The sequence below is a fragment of the Mycolicibacter heraklionensis genome (assembly GCF_019645815.1).
GTDB lineage: Bacteria > Actinomycetota > Actinomycetes > Mycobacteriales > Mycobacteriaceae > Mycobacterium > Mycobacterium heraklionense.
This window is the reverse complement of the sequence record NZ_CP080997.1, coordinates 1526784-1545510: the sequence shown is the minus strand read 5'-3', so window position 1 is coordinate 1545510 and position 18727 is coordinate 1526784. Positions and strand designations below refer to the sequence as shown.

Here is an 18727-nt window from a genome sequence, read left to right as displayed (position 1 = left end):
GTTCAAATTATCTGCACCACCGGACAACCCACTACAGGCGCCGGCGAAAAATCTCCCAACCGCATCACCCTCACCCATGTGAGGAACGGGGGAACATGGTGCTCCTTAGAAAGGAGGTGATCCAGCCGCACCTTCCGGTACGGCTACCTTGTTACGACTTCGTCCCAATCGCCGATCCCACCTTCGACGGCTCCCTCCACAAGGGTTAGGCCACCGGCTTCGGGTGTTACCGACTTTCATGACGTGACGGGCGGTGTGTACAAGGCCCGGGAACGTATTCACCGCAGCGTTGCTGATCTGCGATTACTAGCGACTCCGACTTCATGGGGTCGAGTTGCAGACCCCAATCCGAACTGAGACCGGCTTTAAAGGATTCGCTAACCCTCACGGGATCGCAGCCCTTTGTACCGGCCATTGTAGCATGTGTGAAGCCCTGGACATAAGGGGCATGATGACTTGACGTCATCCCCACCTTCCTCCGAGTTGACCCCGGCAGTCTCTCACGAGTCCCCACCATAACGTGCTGGCAACATGAGACAAGGGTTGCGCTCGTTGCGGGACTTAACCCAACATCTCACGACACGAGCTGACGACAGCCATGCACCACCTGCACACAGGCCACAAGGGAACCAACATCTCTGCTGGCGTCCTGTGCATGTCAAACCCAGGTAAGGTTCTTCGCGTTGCATCGAATTAATCCACATGCTCCGCCGCTTGTGCGGGCCCCCGTCAATTCCTTTGAGTTTTAGCCTTGCGGCCGTACTCCCCAGGCGGGGTACTTAATGCGTTAGCTACGGCACGGATCCCTAAAGGAAGGAAACCCACACCTAGTACCCACCGTTTACGGCGTGGACTACCAGGGTATCTAATCCTGTTCGCTCCCCACGCTTTCGCTCCTCAGCGTCAGTTACTGCCCAGAGACCCGCCTTCGCCACCGGTGTTCCTCCTGATATCTGCGCATTCCACCGCTACACCAGGAATTCCAGTCTCCCCTACAGTACTCCAGTCTGCCCGTATCGCCCGCACGCCCACAGTTAAGCTGTGAGTTTTCACGGACAACGTGACAAACCACCTACGAGCTCTTTACGCCCAGTAATTCCGGACAACGCTCGCACCCTACGTATTACCGCGGCTGCTGGCACGTAGTTGGCCGGTGCTTCTTCTGTACCTACCGTCACCCCAAGAAAAATCCCGGAGCTTCGCCGATACTGAAAGAGGTTTACAACCCGAAGGCCGTCATCCCCCACGCGGCGTCGCTGCATCAGGCTTGCGCCCATTGTGCAATATTCCCCACTGCTGCCTCCCGTAGGAGTCTGGGCCGTATCTCAGTCCCAGTGTGGCCGGACACCCTCTCAGGCCGCTACCCGTCGTCGCCTTGGTAGGCCATTACCCCACCAACAAGCTGATAGGCCGCGGGCCCATCCCACACCGCAAAAGCTTTCCACCACACACCATGAAGCATGCGGTCCTATTCGGTATTAGACCCAGTTTCCCAGGCTTATCCCAAAGTGCAGGGCAGATCACCCACGTGTTACTCACCCGTTCGCCACTCGAGTACCCCCGAAAGGGCCTTTCCGTTCGACTTGCATGTGTTAAGCACGCCGCCAGCGTTCGTCCTGAGCCAGGATCAAACTCTCCAAACAAAAACCAATTTGGAAACAATCCCAAAACATCAGTTCCGAAAAACCGACAAAAACAACACCACACCCCCAACACGGGGCGCCAGAGGCATGGCAAAAACAACAACAAACAAAAACCACCAAACACACTATTGAGTTCTCAAACAACACGCCCGGCTTCAGGCAACCCCGCTACTATACTCCGTAGTCAGAGTTGAGTCAACTCCGAGTTTTTCGGGGCTTCCGGAAGGACTTCCAGACTGCTGGTCGTTCCGCTCCCGCGGCCCGCCGGCTCGACCTATATTACACGTTCGATCTCAGCGCCCAAATCGCCTAGATATTCCACGAACAACGGGTAGCCGCGATCGATGTGGTAGACGTCGTGGACCTCGGTCTCACCGTCTGCGACCAGGCCCGCAAGGACCAGACCGGCTCCGGCGCGGATGTCGGAGGCCCACACCGGAGCGCTCGAGAGCTGCGGCAGACCACGCACCACCGCATGGTGGCCGTCGGTGCGGGCGTCGGCACCCAGTCGGATCATCTCCTCGACGAACCGGAATCTGGCTTCGAACACGTTCTCGGTGATCATCGACGTGCCCTCGGCGATCGCCGCGAGGCCGATCGCCATCGGCTGCAGGTCAGTGGGGAATCCCGGAAACGGCAGGGTCGCGACGTTGACGGCCTTGGGCCGCTCGTACTGCACGACCCGGAAGCCGTTATCGGACTGGGTCACGGTCGCCCCCGCGTCGTGCAGCTTGTGCAGGACGAGCTGCAGGTGCGCCGGGTCCACTCCGGTGACTGAGATATCGCCGCGGGTCATCACCGCGGCAATCGCCCAGGTCGCGGCGACGATCCGGTCGCCGATCACCTCGTGTTCGGTGGGGTGCAGACGCGGCACCCCGGTGATCTTCAGCGTCGGTGAGCCCGCACCTTCGATCTGCGCGCCCATCTGGTTGAGCATCGTGCAGAGGTCAACGACATCGGGCTCGCGCGCCGCATTGTGGATGGTGGTGACGCCCTCGGCCAGGACTGCGGCCATCAAGATGTTCTCGGTGGCACCGACCGACGGAAACTCCAACTGGATCTCGGCGCCGCGCAGCTTCTCGGCGTGCGCGACCACGCAACCGTGCTCGATATTGCAGGTGGCGCCCAGCTGGCGCAGGCCCGCCTGATGCATGTCGAGCGGGCGCGACCCGATCGCGTCGCCGCCCGGAAGTGCGACTTTCGCCTTCAGGCAGCGGCCCACCAGGGGCCCAAGCACACAGACCGAAGCGCGGAACTGGCGCACCGCGGCGAAGTCCGCGTCGTACTTGGGTTCGTCCGGCGAGGTGATGCGCACCGTGGTGCCGTCAAGTTCGACGTTGGCGCCCAGGCCGCGCAGCACCTCGGCCATCAGCGGCACGTCCAGAATGTCCGGGCAGTTGGTGATGGTGCTGGTGCCCTCCGCCAACAGGGCTGCCGCCATCAGCTTCAGGACGCTGTTCTTAGCGCCGCCGACGGCGACCTCACCGGACAATCGGTTACCCCCGGTAACCACGAAACGCTCTCCCACTCGCGTCAGTGTAGTGACGACACGAGCCCGATCCTGACCAATCCGGGCTCCAACCGAAGCGGGGATTGCACCGATTCCCGCCCCCGGTACGGTTTGGGCTATGGCAGTGCACATCACTCGCGTTTACACCCGTACCGGCGACGACGGAACGACCGGGTTGAGCGACTTCTCCCGAGTCCCCAAGACCGACCCGAGGCTGGTCGCCTACGCCGATGTCGAGGAGGCCAACGCGGCGATCGGTGTCGCGCTAGCGCTCGGCCACCCCGCCGAGGCGGTGAGCGCCACGCTGCTGCAGATCCAGAACGACCTGTTCGACGCGGGCGCGGATCTGGCCACGCCGGTTGCCGAGAATCCGAAGTATCCGCCACTGCGGATCACCGCCGACTACGTCGATCGGGTGGAGGCGTGGTGTGACGAATACAACGAGCAGCTGCCGCCCCTCAACTCATTCATCCTGCCGGGGGGATCACCACTGTCGGCATTGCTGCATGTGGCGCGAACCGCGGTGCGCCGTGCCGAGCGCTCGGCCTGGGCTGCACTCGATACCTATCCGGACGGAGTGTCGGTACTGCCGGCCAAGTATCTGAATCGCTTGTCGGACTTGATGTTTGTGTTGTGCCGAGTGGCGAACACCGATGGTGATGTGCTCTGGAAGCCCGGTGGCGATCGCGCCGACCGGCCCGAAAAGTAGTCCGCGCCAACGGCGTCGGCTGATTCAGTAGCTCTGGCGCCGGGCCCGCGGCGACGGGCGCGCCTCCAGCCACGACAGGAAGGCGGTCCGCGCGCCGCGGTCCAGCGCTATCTCGAAGCCGGCCCGACCGTCCTGGTTGGCATCGCACAGTTCGAGCACCACGATCTCGTCGGTCATGATGTCGAATTCGTCGCCCCGGGGCGCACGGCGGGCCACCACATCCACGCCACGTCGGCTGAGCCGACGGTCCGGCCACAACCGCACGCTGGAAAGACGGTAGAAGGCGGCCTCACCGCCGCGATAACGGACCACGCCGTGACGCCAGCCGTGGCCGCCGACGGCCGGCAGGTCGCGCATGATCGCGGCCGTACCGCCTTGACGCAGCTTCCACAGCCGATAGCTCAGCGCCACGACGGCGCAGAGGAGAACGGCGACGAGCACGACCATAAACATCATGGGCGTGCTCATCGGTTCACGTCTTCTAGTCGATTACACCTAGAGCACGCAGCCTGGCCCGTCCCCGTGCAGCCATCTTGGGGTCGTTGGACTGGGCCTCGTGCCGTGCGGATGCCTCGTCGATCTCCGAGGTGAAGTCGACAGCCTCCGCCAAGATGCTGACGCCCTCTTCGGTCACCGACAAGAAGCCGCCGTGCACGGCGAGCCGCAGCTCGTCCTCGTCGACCCGGTCCACCCGCACCATGGCGTCGTCGACGAGCTCGGCAACCACCGGGATGTGCCCCGGCAGGATGCCGATCTCACCGACGGTGGTCCGGGTGAAGATGAACGTGGCCTTGCCCGACCACACCTTGCGATCGACCGCGACGATGTCGACGTCAAGCTCTGCCATTACCCACCACCTTTCGCCGCCAGAAGATTCCGGGTCACAGCTTGGCGCCCAGGCTCTCGGCCTTCTTGGCCAGGTCGTCGAGGCCACCGATCAGGAAGAACGCCTGCTCGGGCAGGTGGTCGAAGTCACCCTTGGTCAGCCGGTCGAAGGCCTCGATGGTCTCCTTCAGCGGCACCGTCGAGCCGGGCTGGCCGGTGAACTGCTCGGCCGCCATCATGTTCTGGCTCAGGAACCGCTCGATACGCCGCGCCCGGCCGACCAGCTGCTTGTCCTCTTCGGACAGCTCGTCGATACCGAGGATGGCGATGATGTCCTGCAGGTCCTTGTAACGCTGCAGAACCCGGATGACCTCCTGGGCGACGCGGTAGTGCTCTTCGCCGACGATGGCCGGGTCCAGAATGGTCGAGCTGGAGGCCAGCGGGTCCACGGCCGGGAAGATGCCCTTGGAGAACACCGCACGAGACAGCTCGGTGGTGGCGTCCAAGTGCGCGAACGTGGTTGCCGGCGCCGGGTCGGTGTAGTCGTCGGCGGGCACGTACACGGCCTGCATCGAGGTGATGGACCGACCGCGGGTCGAGGTGATCCGCTCCTGCAGCTCACCCATCTCGTCGGCCAGCGTGGGCTGGTAACCCACGGCCGAAGGCATGCGGCCCAGCAGGGTCGAAACCTCGGAGCCGGCCTGGGTGAACCGGAAGATGTTGTCGATGAACAGCAGCACGTCCTGGCCTGCCTCGTCGCGGAACCACTCGGCCATGGTCAGGGCCGACAGCGCCACGCGCATACGCGTGCCCGGCGGCTCGTCCATCTGGCCGAACACCAAGGCGGTGTCCTTGAGCACGTTGGCGTCCTCCAGCTCGACCCACAGGTCGTTGCCCTCACGGGTGCGCTCCCCGACGCCGGCGAACACCGAGGTGCCACCGAAGTTGCGGGCGATACGGTTGATCATCTCCTGGATGAGCACGGTCTTGCCGACGCCGGCACCACCGAACAGGGCGATCTTGCCGCCACGCACGTACGGGGTGAGCAGGTCGACGACCTTCAGGCCGGTCTCGAGCATCTCGGTGCGCGGTTCCAGCTCGTTGAATGGCGGGGGCTTGCGGTGGATGCCCCAGTGCTCGAAGTCTTCGCCGTAGCCCGGCTTGTCGAGGCAGTTCCCCAGTGCGTTGAACACGTGGCCCTTGACCTCGTGACCGACCGGCACCGAGATCGCGGCGCCCGTGTCGGTGACCGCGGTGCCACGCACCAGGCCGTCGGTGGGCTGCATCGAAATGGTGCGGACCAGGTTGTCACCCAAGTGCTGGGCGACCTCGAGGGTCAGCGTCTTGGCCAGCTCCGAGAAGGAGATCTCCGCGTGCAGAGCGTTGAACAGCTCCGGCACCGCGCCCCGGGGGAACTCGACGTCGACGACAGGGCCGGTTACGCGCACCACGCGGCCGGCGGTTGTCTTGTCAGCGGTAACAGTCATTATCTTCTTCGCTTCCTAGTACTTACCGGGGGGCTTACCGAGAGGCATCGGCGAGGGCATTCGCACCGCCGACGATCTCGCTGATTTCCTGGGTGATCTGAGCCTGGCGCTCGCGGTTGGCCTCAAGGGTCAACGCCTTGATCAAGTCGTCGGCGTTGTCGGTCGCCGACTTCATCGCGCGCTGGCGCGAAGCCAGCTCCGAGGCCGCCGAGTCGAGCAGCGCGGCATACACACGGGTGGTCAGATACCGCGGCAGCAGCGAGTCGAACAGCGTGGTGGCATCCGGCTCGAAGGAGTACAGGGTCTTCGGACCGGTCTCCTCGCCCACGTATTCCACCAACATCGGGGCGATCCGCCGCGCCTCTGCCGACTGCGACAGCATCGAGCGGAAGTCGGTCGACACGATGTGCAGTTCGTCGACACCCAGGACCCCGTCGGTGCCCGGGTGGTTGCCGTCGTCGTCGACACCGGCCAGGAATGCCTCAACCAGGGTCGAGGCGATCGTGGCGGCGTTCTCGTACGTCGGCTGCTCGGAGAATCCGGTCCAGGAGTCGGTGACCGCCCAGTTCCGGAACGAGTAGTAGGCCAGCGCCTTGCGGCCGACGACGTAGAGAACCGGGTCCTTGCCCTCCGAGCGCAGCAGAGCGAACAGCTCCTCTGCCCGGCGGAAGACGTTGGCGTTGTAGCCGCCACACAGACCACGGTCGGACGACACCACCAGGACACCCGCCCGCTTGGGCTCGCTGCGCTCGACCAGCAACGGGTGGTCCAGGGCCGCCTCGGCGGCCAGAGTGGTGAGCAACCGGGTGATCTCGACGGCGTACGGCCGCGCCGTTTCCAGCCGGGCCTGCGCCCGGCCGATACGCGAGGTGGCGATCAGCTCCTGGGCCTTGGTGATCTTCTTGATCGACCCGGCTGAGCGGATGCGCCCGCGTAGTTCGCGAAGTGTGGCTGCCATAGCGGCGTTACTTCTTCTTCGCCGGCGCGGCCTTGTGGACCTGCACCGCTTCCTTGCCGAGCTTGTCCTCGTCGAGCGCGTCGACGTGCGCGTCCGGCACCACCGAGCTGCCGTCTGTGGCGGCAAAGCCCTTCTTGAACTGGTTGATGACCGACACCAGTTTCTCGTTGGCCTCATCGGAGAGCTTCTTGGACTCGCGGATCCCGGTCAGGATCTCTTTCTCCGAGGCCCGGATGTGGTCCAGCAGCTCGGATTCGAAGCGGCCCACGTCCTCGACCGGCACCGAGTCCAGGTGACCTTCGGTACCCAGGAAGATCGAGATCACCTGCTCCTCGACGGGCAGCGGTGCGTACTGGGGCTGCTTGAGCAGCTCCACCAGGCGTGCGCCACGCTCCAGCTGCGCCTTCGAAGTGGCGTCCAGGTCGGAGGCGAATGCGGCGAAGGCCTCCAGCTCGCGGTACTGCGACAGGTCCAGACGCAGCGAGCCGGCCACCTCCTTCATCGCCTTGATCTGGGCGGCGCCACCGACACGGGACACCGACACACCGACGTTGATGGCCGGGCGGACGCCCTGGTTGAACAGGTCGCTCTCCAGGAAGCACTGGCCGTCGGTGATCGAGATGACGTTGGTGGGGATGTAGGCCGAGATGTCGTTGGCCTTGGTCTCGATGATCGGCAGACCGGTCAGCGAACCGCCACCCAGTTCGTCGGAGAGCTTCGCGCAACGCTCCAGCAGACGGGAGTGCAGGTAGAACACGTCACCCGGGTAGGCCTCGCGGCCCGGCGGGCGGCGCAGCAGCAGCGAGATGGCGCGGTAGGCCTCGGCCTGCTTGGTCAGGTCGTCGAAGACGATCAGCACGTGCTTGCCCGAGTACATCCAGTGCTGGGCGATCGCCGAGCCGGTGTAGGGGGCCAGCCACTTGAAGCCGGCGGAGTCCGACGCCGGTGCGGCGACGATCGTGGTGTAGTCCATGGCGCCGCCCTCTTCCAGCGCGCGACGCACGCTGGCGATGGTGGTGCCCTTCTGGCCGATCGCGACGTAGACGCAACGGACCTGCTGGTTCGGGTCTCCGGTCTCCCAGTTCTTACGCTGGTTGAGGATGGTGTCCACACAGAGCGCGGTCTTGCCGGTCTTGCGGTCGCCGATGACGAGCTGACGCTGTCCGCGGCCGATCGGGGTCATGGCGTCGACGGCCTTGATGCCGGTCTGCAGCGGCTCGCTGACGCTCTGACGCTGAACCACCGAGGGGGCCTGCATCTCCAGAGGACGACGGGCCTCGGCTTCGATCTCGCCGCGCGCGTCGATGGGCTGTCCCAGCGGGTTGACGACGCGACCGAGGAAGCCGTCGCCGACCGGCACCGAGAGCACCTCACCGGTGCGCTTGACCTGCTGGCCCTGCTCGATGTTCTCGAATTCGCCCAGGATCACCGCACCGACGCTGTGCTCGTCGAGGTTCAGGGCCACGCCCAGCACGCCGCCGGGGAACTCGAGGAGCTCCTGGGTCATCACCGAAGGCAGGCCCTCGACGTGTGCGATGCCGTCACCGGCGTCGATGACGGTGCCGACCTCCTCGCGCGCGGTGTCGGCGCTGAAGGAGCTCACGTACTCCTCGATCGCCCCCTGAATGTCGTCAGAGGAGATTGTCAACTCTGCCATGGCTTTTCGTCTTCCTGCCTTCGAATGGGTATTGGGCTCTGAGACCGGGTAGGTCTGGGTCAGTCGGGCAATTGCGTCTTGGCGTCCGCGAGGCGCGACGACAGCGTGCCGTCGATCACCTCGTCGCCGACCGAGATCGCCAACCCGCCTAGTCGTGCGGGGTCGACGTCGACCTGCACGCGGACCGGGTGGCTGTAGATCCGGCTCAGGACGGTGTTCAGCCGGGTGCGCTGGGCGTCGCTGAGTTCGGCGGCCGCACCGACGTCCGCCACCAATTCGCCACGACGTGCCACTGCGATCTGAGCAAGCTCGGCGATCGCCTGGTGCGCGGACTGGCCACGCAACAGCCGGACGGTCTGCTCGAGCAGTGCCGCCGTGATCGGGTTGGCACCGCCAAGAACATTGCGCAGCAACCCGACCCGACCAGCTGCCGGAGTCGCGGTGTCACCGAGCAGGATGTCCAGACGGGGCTGGGCGTCGAGCACGCGGGAGAACCGGAACAGCTGGTCCTCCACCTCGTCGACGGTGCCCGCACTCTCGGCCGACAGCAGCAGTGCCTGCCGGGCGACGTGCTCGACGGCGGTGACCAGGTCCGCGCCGTTTGACCACCGGGCCGAAGCCGCGTCGGTCACCAGCGTCAGGGCGGCGGCACCGACCTTGTCGGCGAACAACCGCTGCACCAGACGTACCTTCGGTCCGGCGTCGTCGGTCGGCACGGTCAGGTGACGGGTGATCACGCTCTCGCGCTCGAGCAGTTCGGCCACGCCGGTGAGCTCATCGGCCAGCGAGGCCAAGCCCTGCTGGTCCAGGCCACCGGCCACCTCGCCGAACTTGTCCTGCAGGCCGGCCAGAGCCTGACGGCTGGCCGAACGCATCCCGGCCAGGATCGGCGACTCGACCTCGACGGACTTCGGCGCCATGGCGTCGAGCTCGTCGAGGAACCGGTCCACGGTGGCGGACTGCCGCTGCGGGTCGGAGACGTGCGCGCGAACCAGTTCGCCCGCTCGCTCCACAGCTTCGGCACCCAGGCCGGACCGCAGCTCGCGGATGAGCTGCGCCCGCATGAGACCGACCTGCTGCCCGCCGGTGGTCTTCACACGCTCGGCTTCGACACCGGCTTGGCTGCGCAGTTGCTCGGCGATCCGCTCGGCGTCCGAGTGGGCCTCCGCGGTGACCCGCTTCGCCTCGGCCGACGCGTTCGCCAGTGCCGTGGAGTGCGCCTGACCGGCTTCGGTCAGACGAGCGGCGGCTGCTGCCGCCTCCTCCAGCTGCTTGCGCACCGACTCCTGCTGGTCGGCCATCAGCTTGCGCACCGGCGGCACGACGAACTTGACCAGCAGCCAAACGATGACGGCAAAGCCGACCAGCTGCCCGATGAAAATCGACATCTCTGTTGCTACCGCCCCGTACTCGCCGCGGAAAGTGCCTCGGCCTCAACACCGAGGATCCGGCTGGCCAGGGTGGCAGACAGTGTCTCCACCCGGGCCTGCAGCTGCTCACTCACCGCATCGCCTTCTTGCTTGAGCTTGTCGGTGGCGGCCTGCAATGTCGAGGCCACCTCCGCCTCGGCCGCCGACCGCTGCTCGTCGATCACCTTGCGACCCTCGGCACGAGCTTCGTCTCGTGCCGTGCTGGCCTCAAGGCGCGCCGCCGCCATCTGCTTCTCGTAGTCGGCTTCGGCGGCCGCGAACTGCTCGGCAGACTCCCGATTGTCGGCGAGAGTCTTGGTGATCATGTTCTCGCGCTCCCGCAGCACCTTCATGATCGGCGGCACCACGAAGGTACTGATCACGCCGAGCACGATCAGGAAGATCGCGAGCACGACGAAGAAGGTGCCGTCGGGAATGAGGAAGCTCTTCTTCGGGCCTTCCTCAGCTGCCTCGCTCAAGGCGAGGACAGCAACGCTCATGTCACCCATCGTGTTGCGTTACTGCTGTGCGGCGATCGGGGTGGCGAAGACGAACAACGCCATGAAGGCCAGGTTGATGAAGTAGGCCGCTTCGACCAGACCGACCGTGATGAAGAACGGGGTGAACAGGCGACCCTGAGCTTCGGGCTGACGGGCGATACCGGCGATCAGCGCGTTACCGGCGATACCGTCACCGATACCGGCGCCGATGGCACCGCCGCCCATGATGAGACCGCCGCCGATGAGGGCACCAAGTCCGATCAGATTGGGATCTGCCATTTCATTCCTCCTTGCTAGCTGGTAGTGCTCTACCAGGTCTGATGTGGTCGTGCAGGTGGTACTAGTGGTGGTCTTCTTCGAGCTCCATGGCCTGGCTGAAGTACAGGATGGTCAGCAGCGCGAAGATGAACGCCTGGATCAGTCCGACGAACAGGTCGAAGGTCTTCCAGATCGCGTTCGGCGCGACCATGAAGACCGGTCCCAGCAGCGCGATCAGGCTGACCAGGATGCCGCCGGCGAAGATGTTGCCGAACAGACGCAGAGACAGCGAGACCGGCTTGGCGATTTCTTCGACCAGGTTGATCGGCGCCAGGATCGCGACGTGGCCCTTGAGCACCCGCAGCGGGTGGCCGATGAAGCCGCGCCGCCAGAAGCCGGCCAGGTGGTATCCGCAGAACACCAGCAGAGCGAGCGCCAGCACGAAGTTGATGTCGGCGGCGGCAGAGGAGATCAATTCATGGATGCCGTGCTCGTCGGCGTACTGCACCGGCAGCACCGACAGCCAGTTACAGACCAGGATGAAGATGAAGATCGTCACCGCCAGCGGCAGCACGAACGGGGCGATCTTCATTCCGATGGCGCCCTCGATCTGGTTGCGCATCTGAATGGTGATCGCCTCGAAGAACAGCTGCACCCCGCCGGGAACCCCACTCGACGTGACCTTGGCGCGCAGGAACAGCGCCAGGGCGATCACGATCACCGCTGCGATCGCGGTGGAGGTGATGGTGTCGATGTTGACCTCACCGACCAGCGGCCACACCGCGGTCTCGTGGTGGCCGACCTCGATGGCTCCCTCAGCCACGATCGACTCAGTCATTTTCCGTCCCTTCAGCGCCGGACTCTGACGCTTGCGCGCGGAGCTTTTTTACCACTGGCAGCATGGTGGTCAGCACCAGCACTACCTCGAACAAGGCCAATCCGAACAGCGCGCCGAGGCCCTCTGGACGGAACTGGTAAGCGATAGCCAGGCCGATCGCGCTGATGACCAGAAGACGAGACGCCGAGTTCAGCGCCATCTTCTTCTTCAGCGGATGGTCGGAGGCGGTGATCTTCAGCGCCGACCGGCGAATCAGCAGGGCGTTGCCCAGGCCGAGTGCCAGACCCAGCCCGAAGAACACTCCGAAGAGCGGTCGGCCGAATTGAGCAGCCGCAGCAACGGCGGCTGCGGTCAGAGCGACACAGATCAGTGACAGCCGAATCGGCTGGAACACCACCGACGGCAACACCAACGGCGCATCCTGCGCTGGTGTCGTCACCGCCTCACCCCAATCTGAATCTGCCCTGCGTCACTGTCGTGAAGTCGCCCGCCGAGCGTATCGGATGCCCGAACGCCTTGTGGAACCACCTACAACACCATCTTAGACGGTGCTACTACCGCGCGTCGTAGGGGTCGTCTTCCGGGTCGCTGCCCCGGCGTAGCAACGGGATGAGCGTAACGACAATCGCGACGAGCATCGCACCCAACATCACCGCCCCGGTGTAGCGCGGGTCGAAGAAGATGGTGCCGGCCGCCCCGAATGCGACGATCGCCGTCCACAAGTAGATCAGCAGCACCACCCGGCGATCGGAGTGGCCGATCTGCAGCAGCCGGTGGTGCAGGTGCATCTTGTCCGGACTGAACGGGCTCAGCCCGGCGCGCGTGCGCCGGATGATCGCCAGCAGGACGTCCAGCGCCGGCACGCACATCACCGCCGCCACCAGCAGGAACGGCGAGAGCAGCGCGAAGACGTCGCGCGCGCCGTAGGCGGTTTGCGAGATCGGCCCGGCTGCCGTGGTGGACGCCGCGGCCAGCATCAGTCCGATCAGCATCGAGCCCGAGTCGCCCATGAAGATCTTCGCGGGACTGAAATTGTGCGGCAGGAAGCCCAAGCAGGCCCCGGCCAAGACCACCGAGATCAACGCCGGCGGGTAGAACAGCACGTCGCCGCCGTGGTCCTGCAGGACGCCGACGGAGAACATGCAGATCGCCAGTGCGGTGATCAGTCCCAGGCCGGCAGCCAGACCGTCGAGGCCATCGACGAAGTTCATCGCGTTGACGATCGACACCGTCAGCGCGAGCGTGAGCAGGATCGACGAGACCTGATCGAGCACCACGGTGCCGACGCCGCCGATCGGGATGTACAGCACACTCCAGGCCACGCCCATGGTGACCAGCACGCTGGCCGCGGTGATCTGGCCGGCGAACTTGGTCAGGGCATCCAGGCCCCACTTGTCGTCGAGCAGACCGATTCCCATGATGACGCCGCCGGCCAGCACCACCGCCGGCATGCCCGTGGAGTAGACGAAGCCACGCGTCAGCGCCGGCAGCTGCGAGGCCAGGAAGATCCCGGCGACGATGCCGACGTACATCGCCAGCCCGCCCATCCGCGGTGTGGGCTGCACATGGACATCGCGTTCGCGCGGGTAGGCAACGGCGCCGATGCGGGTGGCCATCCAGCGCACGGGCCCGGTGGTGAAGTAGGTGATGATCGCCGCGGTCAGTCCGACCAGCGCCAGCTCACGCAGCGGTACGCCGGCACCGCGGTCGGCCAGCGCCAGCAGGCTGGTCACGGAGTCCCCGTCAACGAGTCCGGATCGAGTCCCAGCACGGCGCCGATCTGTTCGGCGGTGACCGGTCCGGTCCGCACGATCCGCGGCGCGGGGCCGGTCAGATCCACGATCGTCGATGCCGCGCCCTGTTCGGCGGGGCCCGCGTCGAGGTAGACCTCGACGGACTCCCCCAGTTGGCTTTGCGCCTCGGCGGCCTCGACGGCGGGCGACCCACCGGAGACGTTGGCGCTGGACACCGCCATCGGACCCACCGCTTTGAGGATCTCCAGGGCCACCGGATGCAGCGGCATGCGCACCATGACGGTGCCGCGGGCTTCGCCGAGGTCCCACTGCAGCGACGGGGCCTGGGTGACGATCAGGCTCAGCGCACCCGGCCAGAACGCACGGATCAGTTCACGGGCGGTGTCGGGCACGATCAGGGCCAGCCCGTCGATGGAGTTCCACGACCCCACCAGCACGCCGACCGGCATGTCGCGGCCGCGTCGTTTAGCAGCCAGCAGCGCCGTCACCCCAGCGGCGTTGAAGGCGTCGGCGCCGATCCCGTAGACGGTGTCGGTCGGCAGCACCACCAGACGGCCGCCACGCACAGCGTCGATCGCCGCTGCGATTCCGGCCGTACGCTGGTCGGCGTCGGTGCAGTCGAAAACCTCTGTCATGGTTGGTCGTTCCTGATCGCCGTCACGAACCGGAGCCGCCCAGTCAGGTCGGGCCGGGAAATCACCTCATCGAAAAATCCAGTGCCGCGCACAGTTTGGACTGTGGCCGTCGCCGTGGTGTCGTCGTGCTCAACGGCGAACCATCCGCCGGGGCGAAGCAGCCGCGCCGCGAGATCGGCCAGCGGGGTGATCACCGACATCCCGTCGGGTCCGCCGAACAACGCATGCTCCGGATCGTGCTGGGCCACTTCAGGATCTAGATCCGCGCCTTCGGGGATGTAGGGCGGGTTGCTGACTATCACATCGACCCGACCGTCGAGCTCCGACAGCAGCGCCGGCGTGGTCACGTCGGCGCCGATCAGCTCCACCGACGTTCCCGCGCAGTTGCGTCGTGCGTAGTCCAAGGCCGGCTCGGAGTCCTCGACGGCGAGCACCCGGGCGCCGGGAAAACTCCGGGACAGCGCGATCGCCAACGCACCGGAACCGGTACAGGCGTCGACGATCACCGGGTGAGCGCCGAGCGGTTGGGCCACAGCCTGTTTCAGCACCCAGTCGAGCATGGCTTCGGTCTCCGGCCGCGGGATGAACACCCCCGGGCCGACCTGCAGCAGCACCGGGCCGAACGCCGCGGTGCCGATCAGGTGCTGCAGCGGGATACGGGAGCTGCGTGCGGCGACCAATTCCCGGTAACGCCCGAAGAACTCGTCGTCGGGTGGATCCAGCAGCGCCAGCCGGCCGCGATCGGTACCAGCCACATGGGCAGCGAGCTCTTCAGCGTCGTAGCGGGCGGAGTCAATCCCGGCATCAGCGAAAAGCGCTGCAGCGGAGTCGATCGCGTCCCGTATGCGGCTCACGCCGTCCCCTGTAACCGGGTTTCCTTATCGGCGGCTGCCAGCGCGTCGAACATCGCATCGAGATCCCCGTCGAGGACCTGGTCGAGGTTGTGCGCCTTGTAGCCGATGCGGTGGTCGGTGATCCGGTTCTCGGGGTAGTTGTAGGTGCGGATGCGCTCGCTGCGGTCCACGGTGCGGATCTGGCTGGCCCGATCCGCCGACGCGTCCGCCTGGGCCTGCTCCTCGGCAACCGCCTGCAGCCGGGCCGCCAAGACCTGCATCGCACGGGCCTTGTTCTGCAGCTGCGACCGCTCGTTCTGGCAGGTCACCACGATGCCGGTCGGCAGGTGGGTGATACGCACCGCCGAGTCGGTGGTGTTGACGCCCTGGCCACCCTTGCCGGAGGACCGGTAGACGTCGATGCGCAGGTCTGACTCGTCGATGGCCACCTCGGCGACCTCTTCGGGTTCGGGGTAGACCAACACGCCCGCGGCCGAGGTGTGGACGCGGCCCTGGGATTCGGTCACCGGCACTCGCTGCACGCGGTGCACGCCGCCTTCGAACTTCATCTTCGACCACACGCCGTCGGCGGAATCGCCCTTGCTCGCGATGGTGAGCGTGGCGTCCTTGTAGCCGCCCAGGTCGGAGGTGGTCTCGTCGAGAACCGTCACCTTCCAGCCCTGGCGTTCTGCGTAGCGGATGTACATCCGGGCCAGATCTGCGGCGAACAGCGCCGACTCCTCGCCGCCTTCGCCGGATTTGACCTCCAGCACGATGTCATCGGCGTCGTGCGGATCGCGGGGCGCCAGCATGTCGGTGAGCGCGGTGTCCAGCTCGGCGACGCGCGTCTCCAGCTCCGGCACCTCGGCGGCGAACGACGCGTCGTCGGCAGCCAGTTCCCGGGCGGCCTCGAGGTCACCGCGGGCCGATTCGAGCTTGCGGTGGGTGGCGATGATGGGCGCCAGCTGGGCGAAGCGCCGCCCGGCTCGACGCGCCTCGGACGGATCGTTGTGCAGTTCGGGATCCGACAGCTGCGTCTCCAGGGCGGCGTGCTCAGCCAGCAGGGCGTCGATCCCCTGAATGCTTTGGGTCATCTCACCTCCATCCCCGAACGCAAGCCGACGCCCGGACGTGTTGACACGTTCCGGGCGTCGGTGAGGGAGCTACTTGTCGTCGGCTGCAGCTGCTGCGGCGCCGGCGTTGCGCTTGCCGTAGCGCTTCTCGAAGCGCGCGACGCGGCCGCCGCTGTCGAGGATCTTCTGCTTGCCGGTGTAGAACGGGTGGCACTGCGAGCAGACCTCGACCACGATGTGGCCGCTCTCCTTGGTGCTACGGGTGGTGAAGGAGTTCCCACAACCGCAGACCACGGTGGTCTCGCCGTAGGCGGGGTGAATGCCAGTCTTCATGATGTCCTCTTCAATCGTGGGCCGCCGGGTCGCCCGCCTTCGAATGTGGGGCGGACGTGAACCGGAACCTGAGGTGTTCGATTATGCCAGCTACGCCAGCGCCCCCCAAAACGCCGGGAGGCTCCCCCGTTATTCCACGGGGTTCAGGCGATCAGTCGTTGTCCATTCCCGGCGTGGTCTTGGACACCTGCACCAGGAACTCGTAGTTGTTCTTGGTCTTGCGCAGCTGACTCATCAACAGGTCGATGGCCTGATGCGAGTCCAGACCGGACAGCAGGCGACGCAGCTTGTGCACGATCGCGAACTCGTCCGGCGAGAGCAGCAGCTCGTCCTTGCGGGTGCCCGACGGGTTGACGTCGACGGCCGGGAACACCCGGCGCTCGGCGATCTTGCGGTCCAGCTTGAGCTCGGCGTTGCCGGTGCCCTTGAACTCTTCGAAGATCACCGTGTCACCGGTGGAGCCGGTCTCCACCATCGCGGTGGCGATGATGGTCAGCGAACCGCCGTCCTCGATGTTGCGGGCCGCGCCCAGGAACCGCTTGGGCGGGTAGAGCGCGGTGGAGTCCACACCACCGGACAGGATGCGGCCCGACGCCGGGGAGGCGTTGTTGTAGGCACGACCCAGCCGGGTGATCGAGTCCAGCAGTACGACCACGTCCTTGCCCTGCTCGACCAGGCGCTTGGCCCGCTCGATGGCCAGCTCGGCGGCCTGGGTGTGGTCTGACGGCGGCCGGTCGAAGGTCGAGGCGATGACCTCACCCTTGACCGAGCGCTGCATGTCGGTGACTTCTTCAGGACGCTCGTCGACCAGCACCACCATCAGGTGGCACTCCGGGTTGTTGCGGGTGATCGCGTTGGCGATGTCCTGCATGATCGTGGTCTTACCGGCCTTGGGCGGCGACACGATCAGCGCGCGCTGCCCCTTGCCGATCGGCATGATCAGGTCGATGATCCGGGTGGTCAGCTTCTCCCCGGAGGTCTCCAAACGCAGCCGCTGGTTCGGGTAGAGCGGGGTCAGCTTGGTGAAGTCCGGACGGTTCCGGGCCTCTTCAACCGGGCCGCCGTTGACCGAGTCCAACCGCACCAGCGGGTTGAACTTCTGCCGCTGGTTGGGCTGGTCGCCGTCCCGGGCCACCCGCACGGCGCCGGTCACCGCGTCACCACGGCGCAGCCCGTTCTTGCGGACCATGTTCATCGAGACGTAGACGTCGTTGGGGCCGGCCAGGTAGCCGGAGGTACGCACGAACGCGTAGTTGTCCAGCACGTCGAGGATGCCGGCGACCGGCTGGACGACGTCGTCCTCGCGCAGCTCGGCGTCGTTGCGCTCGCCACCGCCGCCGCCTTCGCTGCCACGTTCGCCACGGCGACGCCGGTCACGGAAACGGCGGCCGCGACGGCCACCGCGGTCGTCGTCGTCGCCACCGCCCCGGTTGGACTGGTCGCCGCCCTGGTCGTCGCGCTTGGACTGCGCGGCGTCGTCGGTTTTGGAGTCGGTTTTGGGCTCGCCCTTGGCGCCCTCACGCTCACGGCGTGCACCGGACTGCTCGGCCTTGTCAGCCTTGTCCTCGTTCCGGCCCTGCTTGCGCGACTCACCCTGGGCGTCGGCCTCGGCGGGCTTGTCCTGCTCGGCGGGCTTCTCGGGCTCTCCGTCGTTGGCGGCGGGTGCGCCGGTCGCACGGTTGGAGCCGCGGCGTTCGCGGCGGGGCGGCGCCGCGGGGGCATCCGCCTCGTTGGCCGGGGCGGGCTCGGCACCGTTGGCCGCGCCGTTGGCGGGCTGTTCGGCGCTGGGCTGGGCGTCAGAAGCGTTCCCGCCGTTGCCGCCGACCTCGCGGATCGCGGCGATCAGTTCGCTCTTGCGCATCCCGGAGGAGCCCTTGACACCGACGCGGTTGGCCAGTGCCCGCAGTTCGGGCAGCACCATCGCCGACAGCGAGCCGTCGGAGGGGGCAGCACCGTTTTCGGGCGCCGACGCTTCGGGCGCCGAAGCGGGAGCGGGAGCGGGAGCGGACTCGGTGGTGGCCGGCTCCGACGCGGTCTCCGGAGCGGACGGCGCGGCGTCACTGCCGCCGGCGGCGACGTCCTGGCTGGTCTCGGGAGTGCTCGGGGGGGTTGACAGCGATTCCTGGTCGGTGCTGCCTTCAGCCGTGAAGAGGTCCGTTTCGGTCACGGATTTCCTTTCTTCCCTCGTCGGTTTTCTCACGCGAGGGGTTTGGTTGCATTCAGCGGACTCGCCGAGTGCGTGTCACCGTCGACTGTGTAACGGTGTAGCCCGTATCGACGGCGTCGTAACACAAACCGTCAGCTA

The 18727-nt window shown here is 66.0% G+C and carries 18 protein-coding genes and 1 rRNA gene; 1 reads left to right on the top strand and 18 read right to left on the bottom strand.

The window, feature by feature from the left end; translation table 11 throughout:
- Positions 1 to 109 precede the first annotated feature (109 nt).
- Together K3U94_RS07355 and murA are read right to left on the bottom strand one after the other, a co-directional pair.
- A 16S ribosomal RNA gene (locus K3U94_RS07355) occupies positions 110 to 1643 on the bottom strand.
- A gap of 274 nt (positions 1644 to 1917) precedes the next feature.
- Complete coding sequence (murA, locus tag K3U94_RS07350) at positions 1918 to 3171, bottom strand: UDP-N-acetylglucosamine 1-carboxyvinyltransferase (protein WP_047320031.1); 1254 nt, start codon at positions 3169 to 3171, stop codon at positions 1918 to 1920.
- Between the two features lie 100 nt (positions 3172 to 3271).
- Here murA and K3U94_RS07345 point away from each other — a divergent pair, with 100 nt between their 5' ends.
- Positions 3272 to 3862 carry a cob(I)yrinic acid a,c-diamide adenosyltransferase gene (locus K3U94_RS07345; protein WP_220696087.1) on the top strand — a complete coding sequence of 197 codons (591 nt, stop codon included), beginning with the start codon at positions 3272 to 3274 and terminating at the stop codon, positions 3860 to 3862.
- Between the two features lie 24 nt (positions 3863 to 3886).
- Here the strand turns inward: K3U94_RS07345 and K3U94_RS07340 are convergent, their stop codons facing one another.
- The 16 genes from K3U94_RS07340 to rho form a co-directional block, all read right to left on the bottom strand.
- The gene (locus tag K3U94_RS07340; protein WP_220696086.1) at positions 3887 to 4330 is read right to left on the bottom strand and encodes a DUF2550 domain-containing protein; all 444 of its coding nucleotides are present in this window, start codon (positions 4328 to 4330) and stop codon (positions 3887 to 3889) included.
- Between the two features lie 13 nt (positions 4331 to 4343).
- Positions 4344 to 4709 carry a F0F1 ATP synthase subunit epsilon gene (locus tag K3U94_RS07335; RefSeq protein ID WP_220696085.1) on the bottom strand — a complete coding sequence of 122 codons (366 nt, stop codon included), beginning with the start codon at positions 4707 to 4709 and terminating at the stop codon, positions 4344 to 4346.
- Between the two features lie 34 nt (positions 4710 to 4743).
- Complete coding sequence (atpD, locus tag K3U94_RS07330; protein WP_220696084.1) at positions 4744 to 6174, bottom strand: F0F1 ATP synthase subunit beta; 1431 nt, start codon at positions 6172 to 6174, stop codon at positions 4744 to 4746.
- Positions 6175 to 6208: 34 nt separating this feature from the next.
- On the bottom strand, positions 6209 to 7132 hold the full coding sequence (locus K3U94_RS07325) for a F0F1 ATP synthase subunit gamma (RefSeq protein WP_220696083.1): 924 nt from the start codon (positions 7130 to 7132) through the stop codon (positions 6209 to 6211).
- A gap of 7 nt (positions 7133 to 7139) precedes the next feature.
- Entirely contained in the window at positions 7140 to 8789 is a 1650-nt protein-coding gene (gene atpA, locus K3U94_RS07320; RefSeq protein ID WP_220696082.1) for a F0F1 ATP synthase subunit alpha, read from the bottom strand.
- Positions 8790 to 8848: 59 nt separating this feature from the next.
- On the bottom strand, positions 8849 to 10177 hold the full coding sequence (locus K3U94_RS07315; RefSeq protein WP_220696081.1) for a F0F1 ATP synthase subunit B/delta: 1329 nt from the start codon (positions 10175 to 10177) through the stop codon (positions 8849 to 8851).
- Between the two features lie 8 nt (positions 10178 to 10185).
- A complete protein-coding gene (locus K3U94_RS07310; protein WP_220696080.1) occupies positions 10186 to 10707 on the bottom strand; it encodes a F0F1 ATP synthase subunit B in 522 nt (173 codons plus the stop codon).
- A 9-nt stretch (positions 10708 to 10716) separates the two neighbouring features.
- Complete coding sequence (locus K3U94_RS07305; RefSeq protein WP_019735417.1) at positions 10717 to 10977, bottom strand: F0F1 ATP synthase subunit C; 261 nt, start codon at positions 10975 to 10977, stop codon at positions 10717 to 10719.
- Between the two features lie 61 nt (positions 10978 to 11038).
- Positions 11039 to 11794, bottom strand: coding sequence for a F0F1 ATP synthase subunit A (atpB, locus tag K3U94_RS07300; RefSeq protein ID WP_220696079.1), 756 nt, complete (start codon positions 11792 to 11794; stop codon positions 11039 to 11041).
- Positions 11787 to 12233, bottom strand: coding sequence for an ATP synthase subunit I (locus K3U94_RS07295; protein WP_220696078.1), 447 nt, complete (start codon positions 12231 to 12233; stop codon positions 11787 to 11789). The genes atpB and K3U94_RS07295 overlap by 8 nt, the downstream gene beginning before the upstream one ends.
- 115 nt (positions 12234 to 12348) lie before the next feature.
- Positions 12349 to 13527, bottom strand: a complete 1179-nt coding sequence (locus tag K3U94_RS07290) for a glycosyltransferase family 4 protein (protein ID WP_220696077.1) — start codon at positions 13525 to 13527, stop codon at positions 12349 to 12351.
- Entirely contained in the window at positions 13524 to 14183 is a 660-nt protein-coding gene (locus tag K3U94_RS07285) for an L-threonylcarbamoyladenylate synthase (RefSeq protein WP_220696076.1), read from the bottom strand. Before K3U94_RS07285 ends, K3U94_RS07290 begins: the two co-directional genes overlap by 4 nt.
- Positions 14180 to 15037, bottom strand: coding sequence for a peptide chain release factor N(5)-glutamine methyltransferase (prmC, locus tag K3U94_RS07280; RefSeq protein WP_220696075.1), 858 nt, complete (start codon positions 15035 to 15037; stop codon positions 14180 to 14182). Before prmC ends, K3U94_RS07285 begins: the two co-directional genes overlap by 4 nt.
- Entirely contained in the window at positions 15034 to 16110 is a 1077-nt protein-coding gene (prfA, locus tag K3U94_RS07275) for a peptide chain release factor 1 (protein WP_220696074.1), read from the bottom strand. Before prfA ends, prmC begins: the two co-directional genes overlap by 4 nt.
- A 69-nt stretch (positions 16111 to 16179) precedes the next feature.
- Entirely contained in the window at positions 16180 to 16422 is a 243-nt protein-coding gene (rpmE, locus tag K3U94_RS07270; protein WP_220696073.1) for a 50S ribosomal protein L31, read from the bottom strand.
- 151 nt (positions 16423 to 16573) lie between these two features.
- A complete protein-coding gene (gene rho, locus K3U94_RS07265; protein WP_220696072.1) occupies positions 16574 to 18589 on the bottom strand; it encodes a transcription termination factor Rho in 2016 nt (671 codons plus the stop codon).
- Between the last annotated feature and the right edge of the window lie 138 nt (positions 18590 to 18727).

What these genes read in the sequence shown, in the direction of transcription:
- K3U94_RS07345 (WP_220696087.1), top strand. Translation starts at nt 3,272, where the DNA reads ATGGCAGTGCACATCACTCGCGTTTACACCCGTACCGGCGACGACGGA.
- K3U94_RS07340 (WP_220696086.1), bottom strand. Translation starts at nt 4,330, where the DNA reads ATGAGCACGCCCATGATGTTTATGGTCGTGCTCGTCGCCGTTCTCCTC.
- K3U94_RS07335 (WP_220696085.1), bottom strand. Translation starts at nt 4,709, where the DNA reads ATGGCAGAGCTTGACGTCGACATCGTCGCGGTCGATCGCAAGGTGTGG.
- atpD (WP_220696084.1), bottom strand. Translation starts at nt 6,174, where the DNA reads ATGACTGTTACCGCTGACAAGACAACCGCCGGCCGCGTGGTGCGCGTA.
- K3U94_RS07325 (WP_220696083.1), bottom strand. Translation starts at nt 7,132, where the DNA reads ATGGCAGCCACACTTCGCGAACTACGCGGGCGCATCCGCTCAGCCGGG.
- atpA (WP_220696082.1), bottom strand. Translation starts at nt 8,789, where the DNA reads ATGGCAGAGTTGACAATCTCCTCTGACGACATTCAGGGGGCGATCGAG.
- K3U94_RS07315 (WP_220696081.1), bottom strand. Translation starts at nt 10,177, where the DNA reads ATGTCGATTTTCATCGGGCAGCTGGTCGGCTTTGCCGTCATCGTTTGG.
- K3U94_RS07310 (WP_220696080.1), bottom strand. Translation starts at nt 10,707, where the DNA reads ATGGGTGACATGAGCGTTGCTGTCCTCGCCTTGAGCGAGGCAGCTGAG.
- K3U94_RS07305 (WP_019735417.1), bottom strand. Translation starts at nt 10,977, where the DNA reads ATGGCAGATCCCAATCTGATCGGACTTGGTGCCCTCATCGGCGGCGGT.
- atpB (WP_220696079.1), bottom strand. Translation starts at nt 11,794, where the DNA reads ATGACTGAGTCGATCGTGGCTGAGGGAGCCATCGAGGTCGGCCACCAC.
- K3U94_RS07285 (WP_220696076.1), bottom strand. Translation starts at nt 14,183, where the DNA reads ATGACAGAGGTTTTCGACTGCACCGACGCCGACCAGCGTACGGCCGGA.
- prfA (WP_220696074.1), bottom strand. Translation starts at nt 16,110, where the DNA reads ATGACCCAAAGCATTCAGGGGATCGACGCCCTGCTGGCTGAGCACGCC.
- rpmE (WP_220696073.1), bottom strand. Translation starts at nt 16,422, where the DNA reads ATGAAGACTGGCATTCACCCCGCCTACGGCGAGACCACCGTGGTCTGC.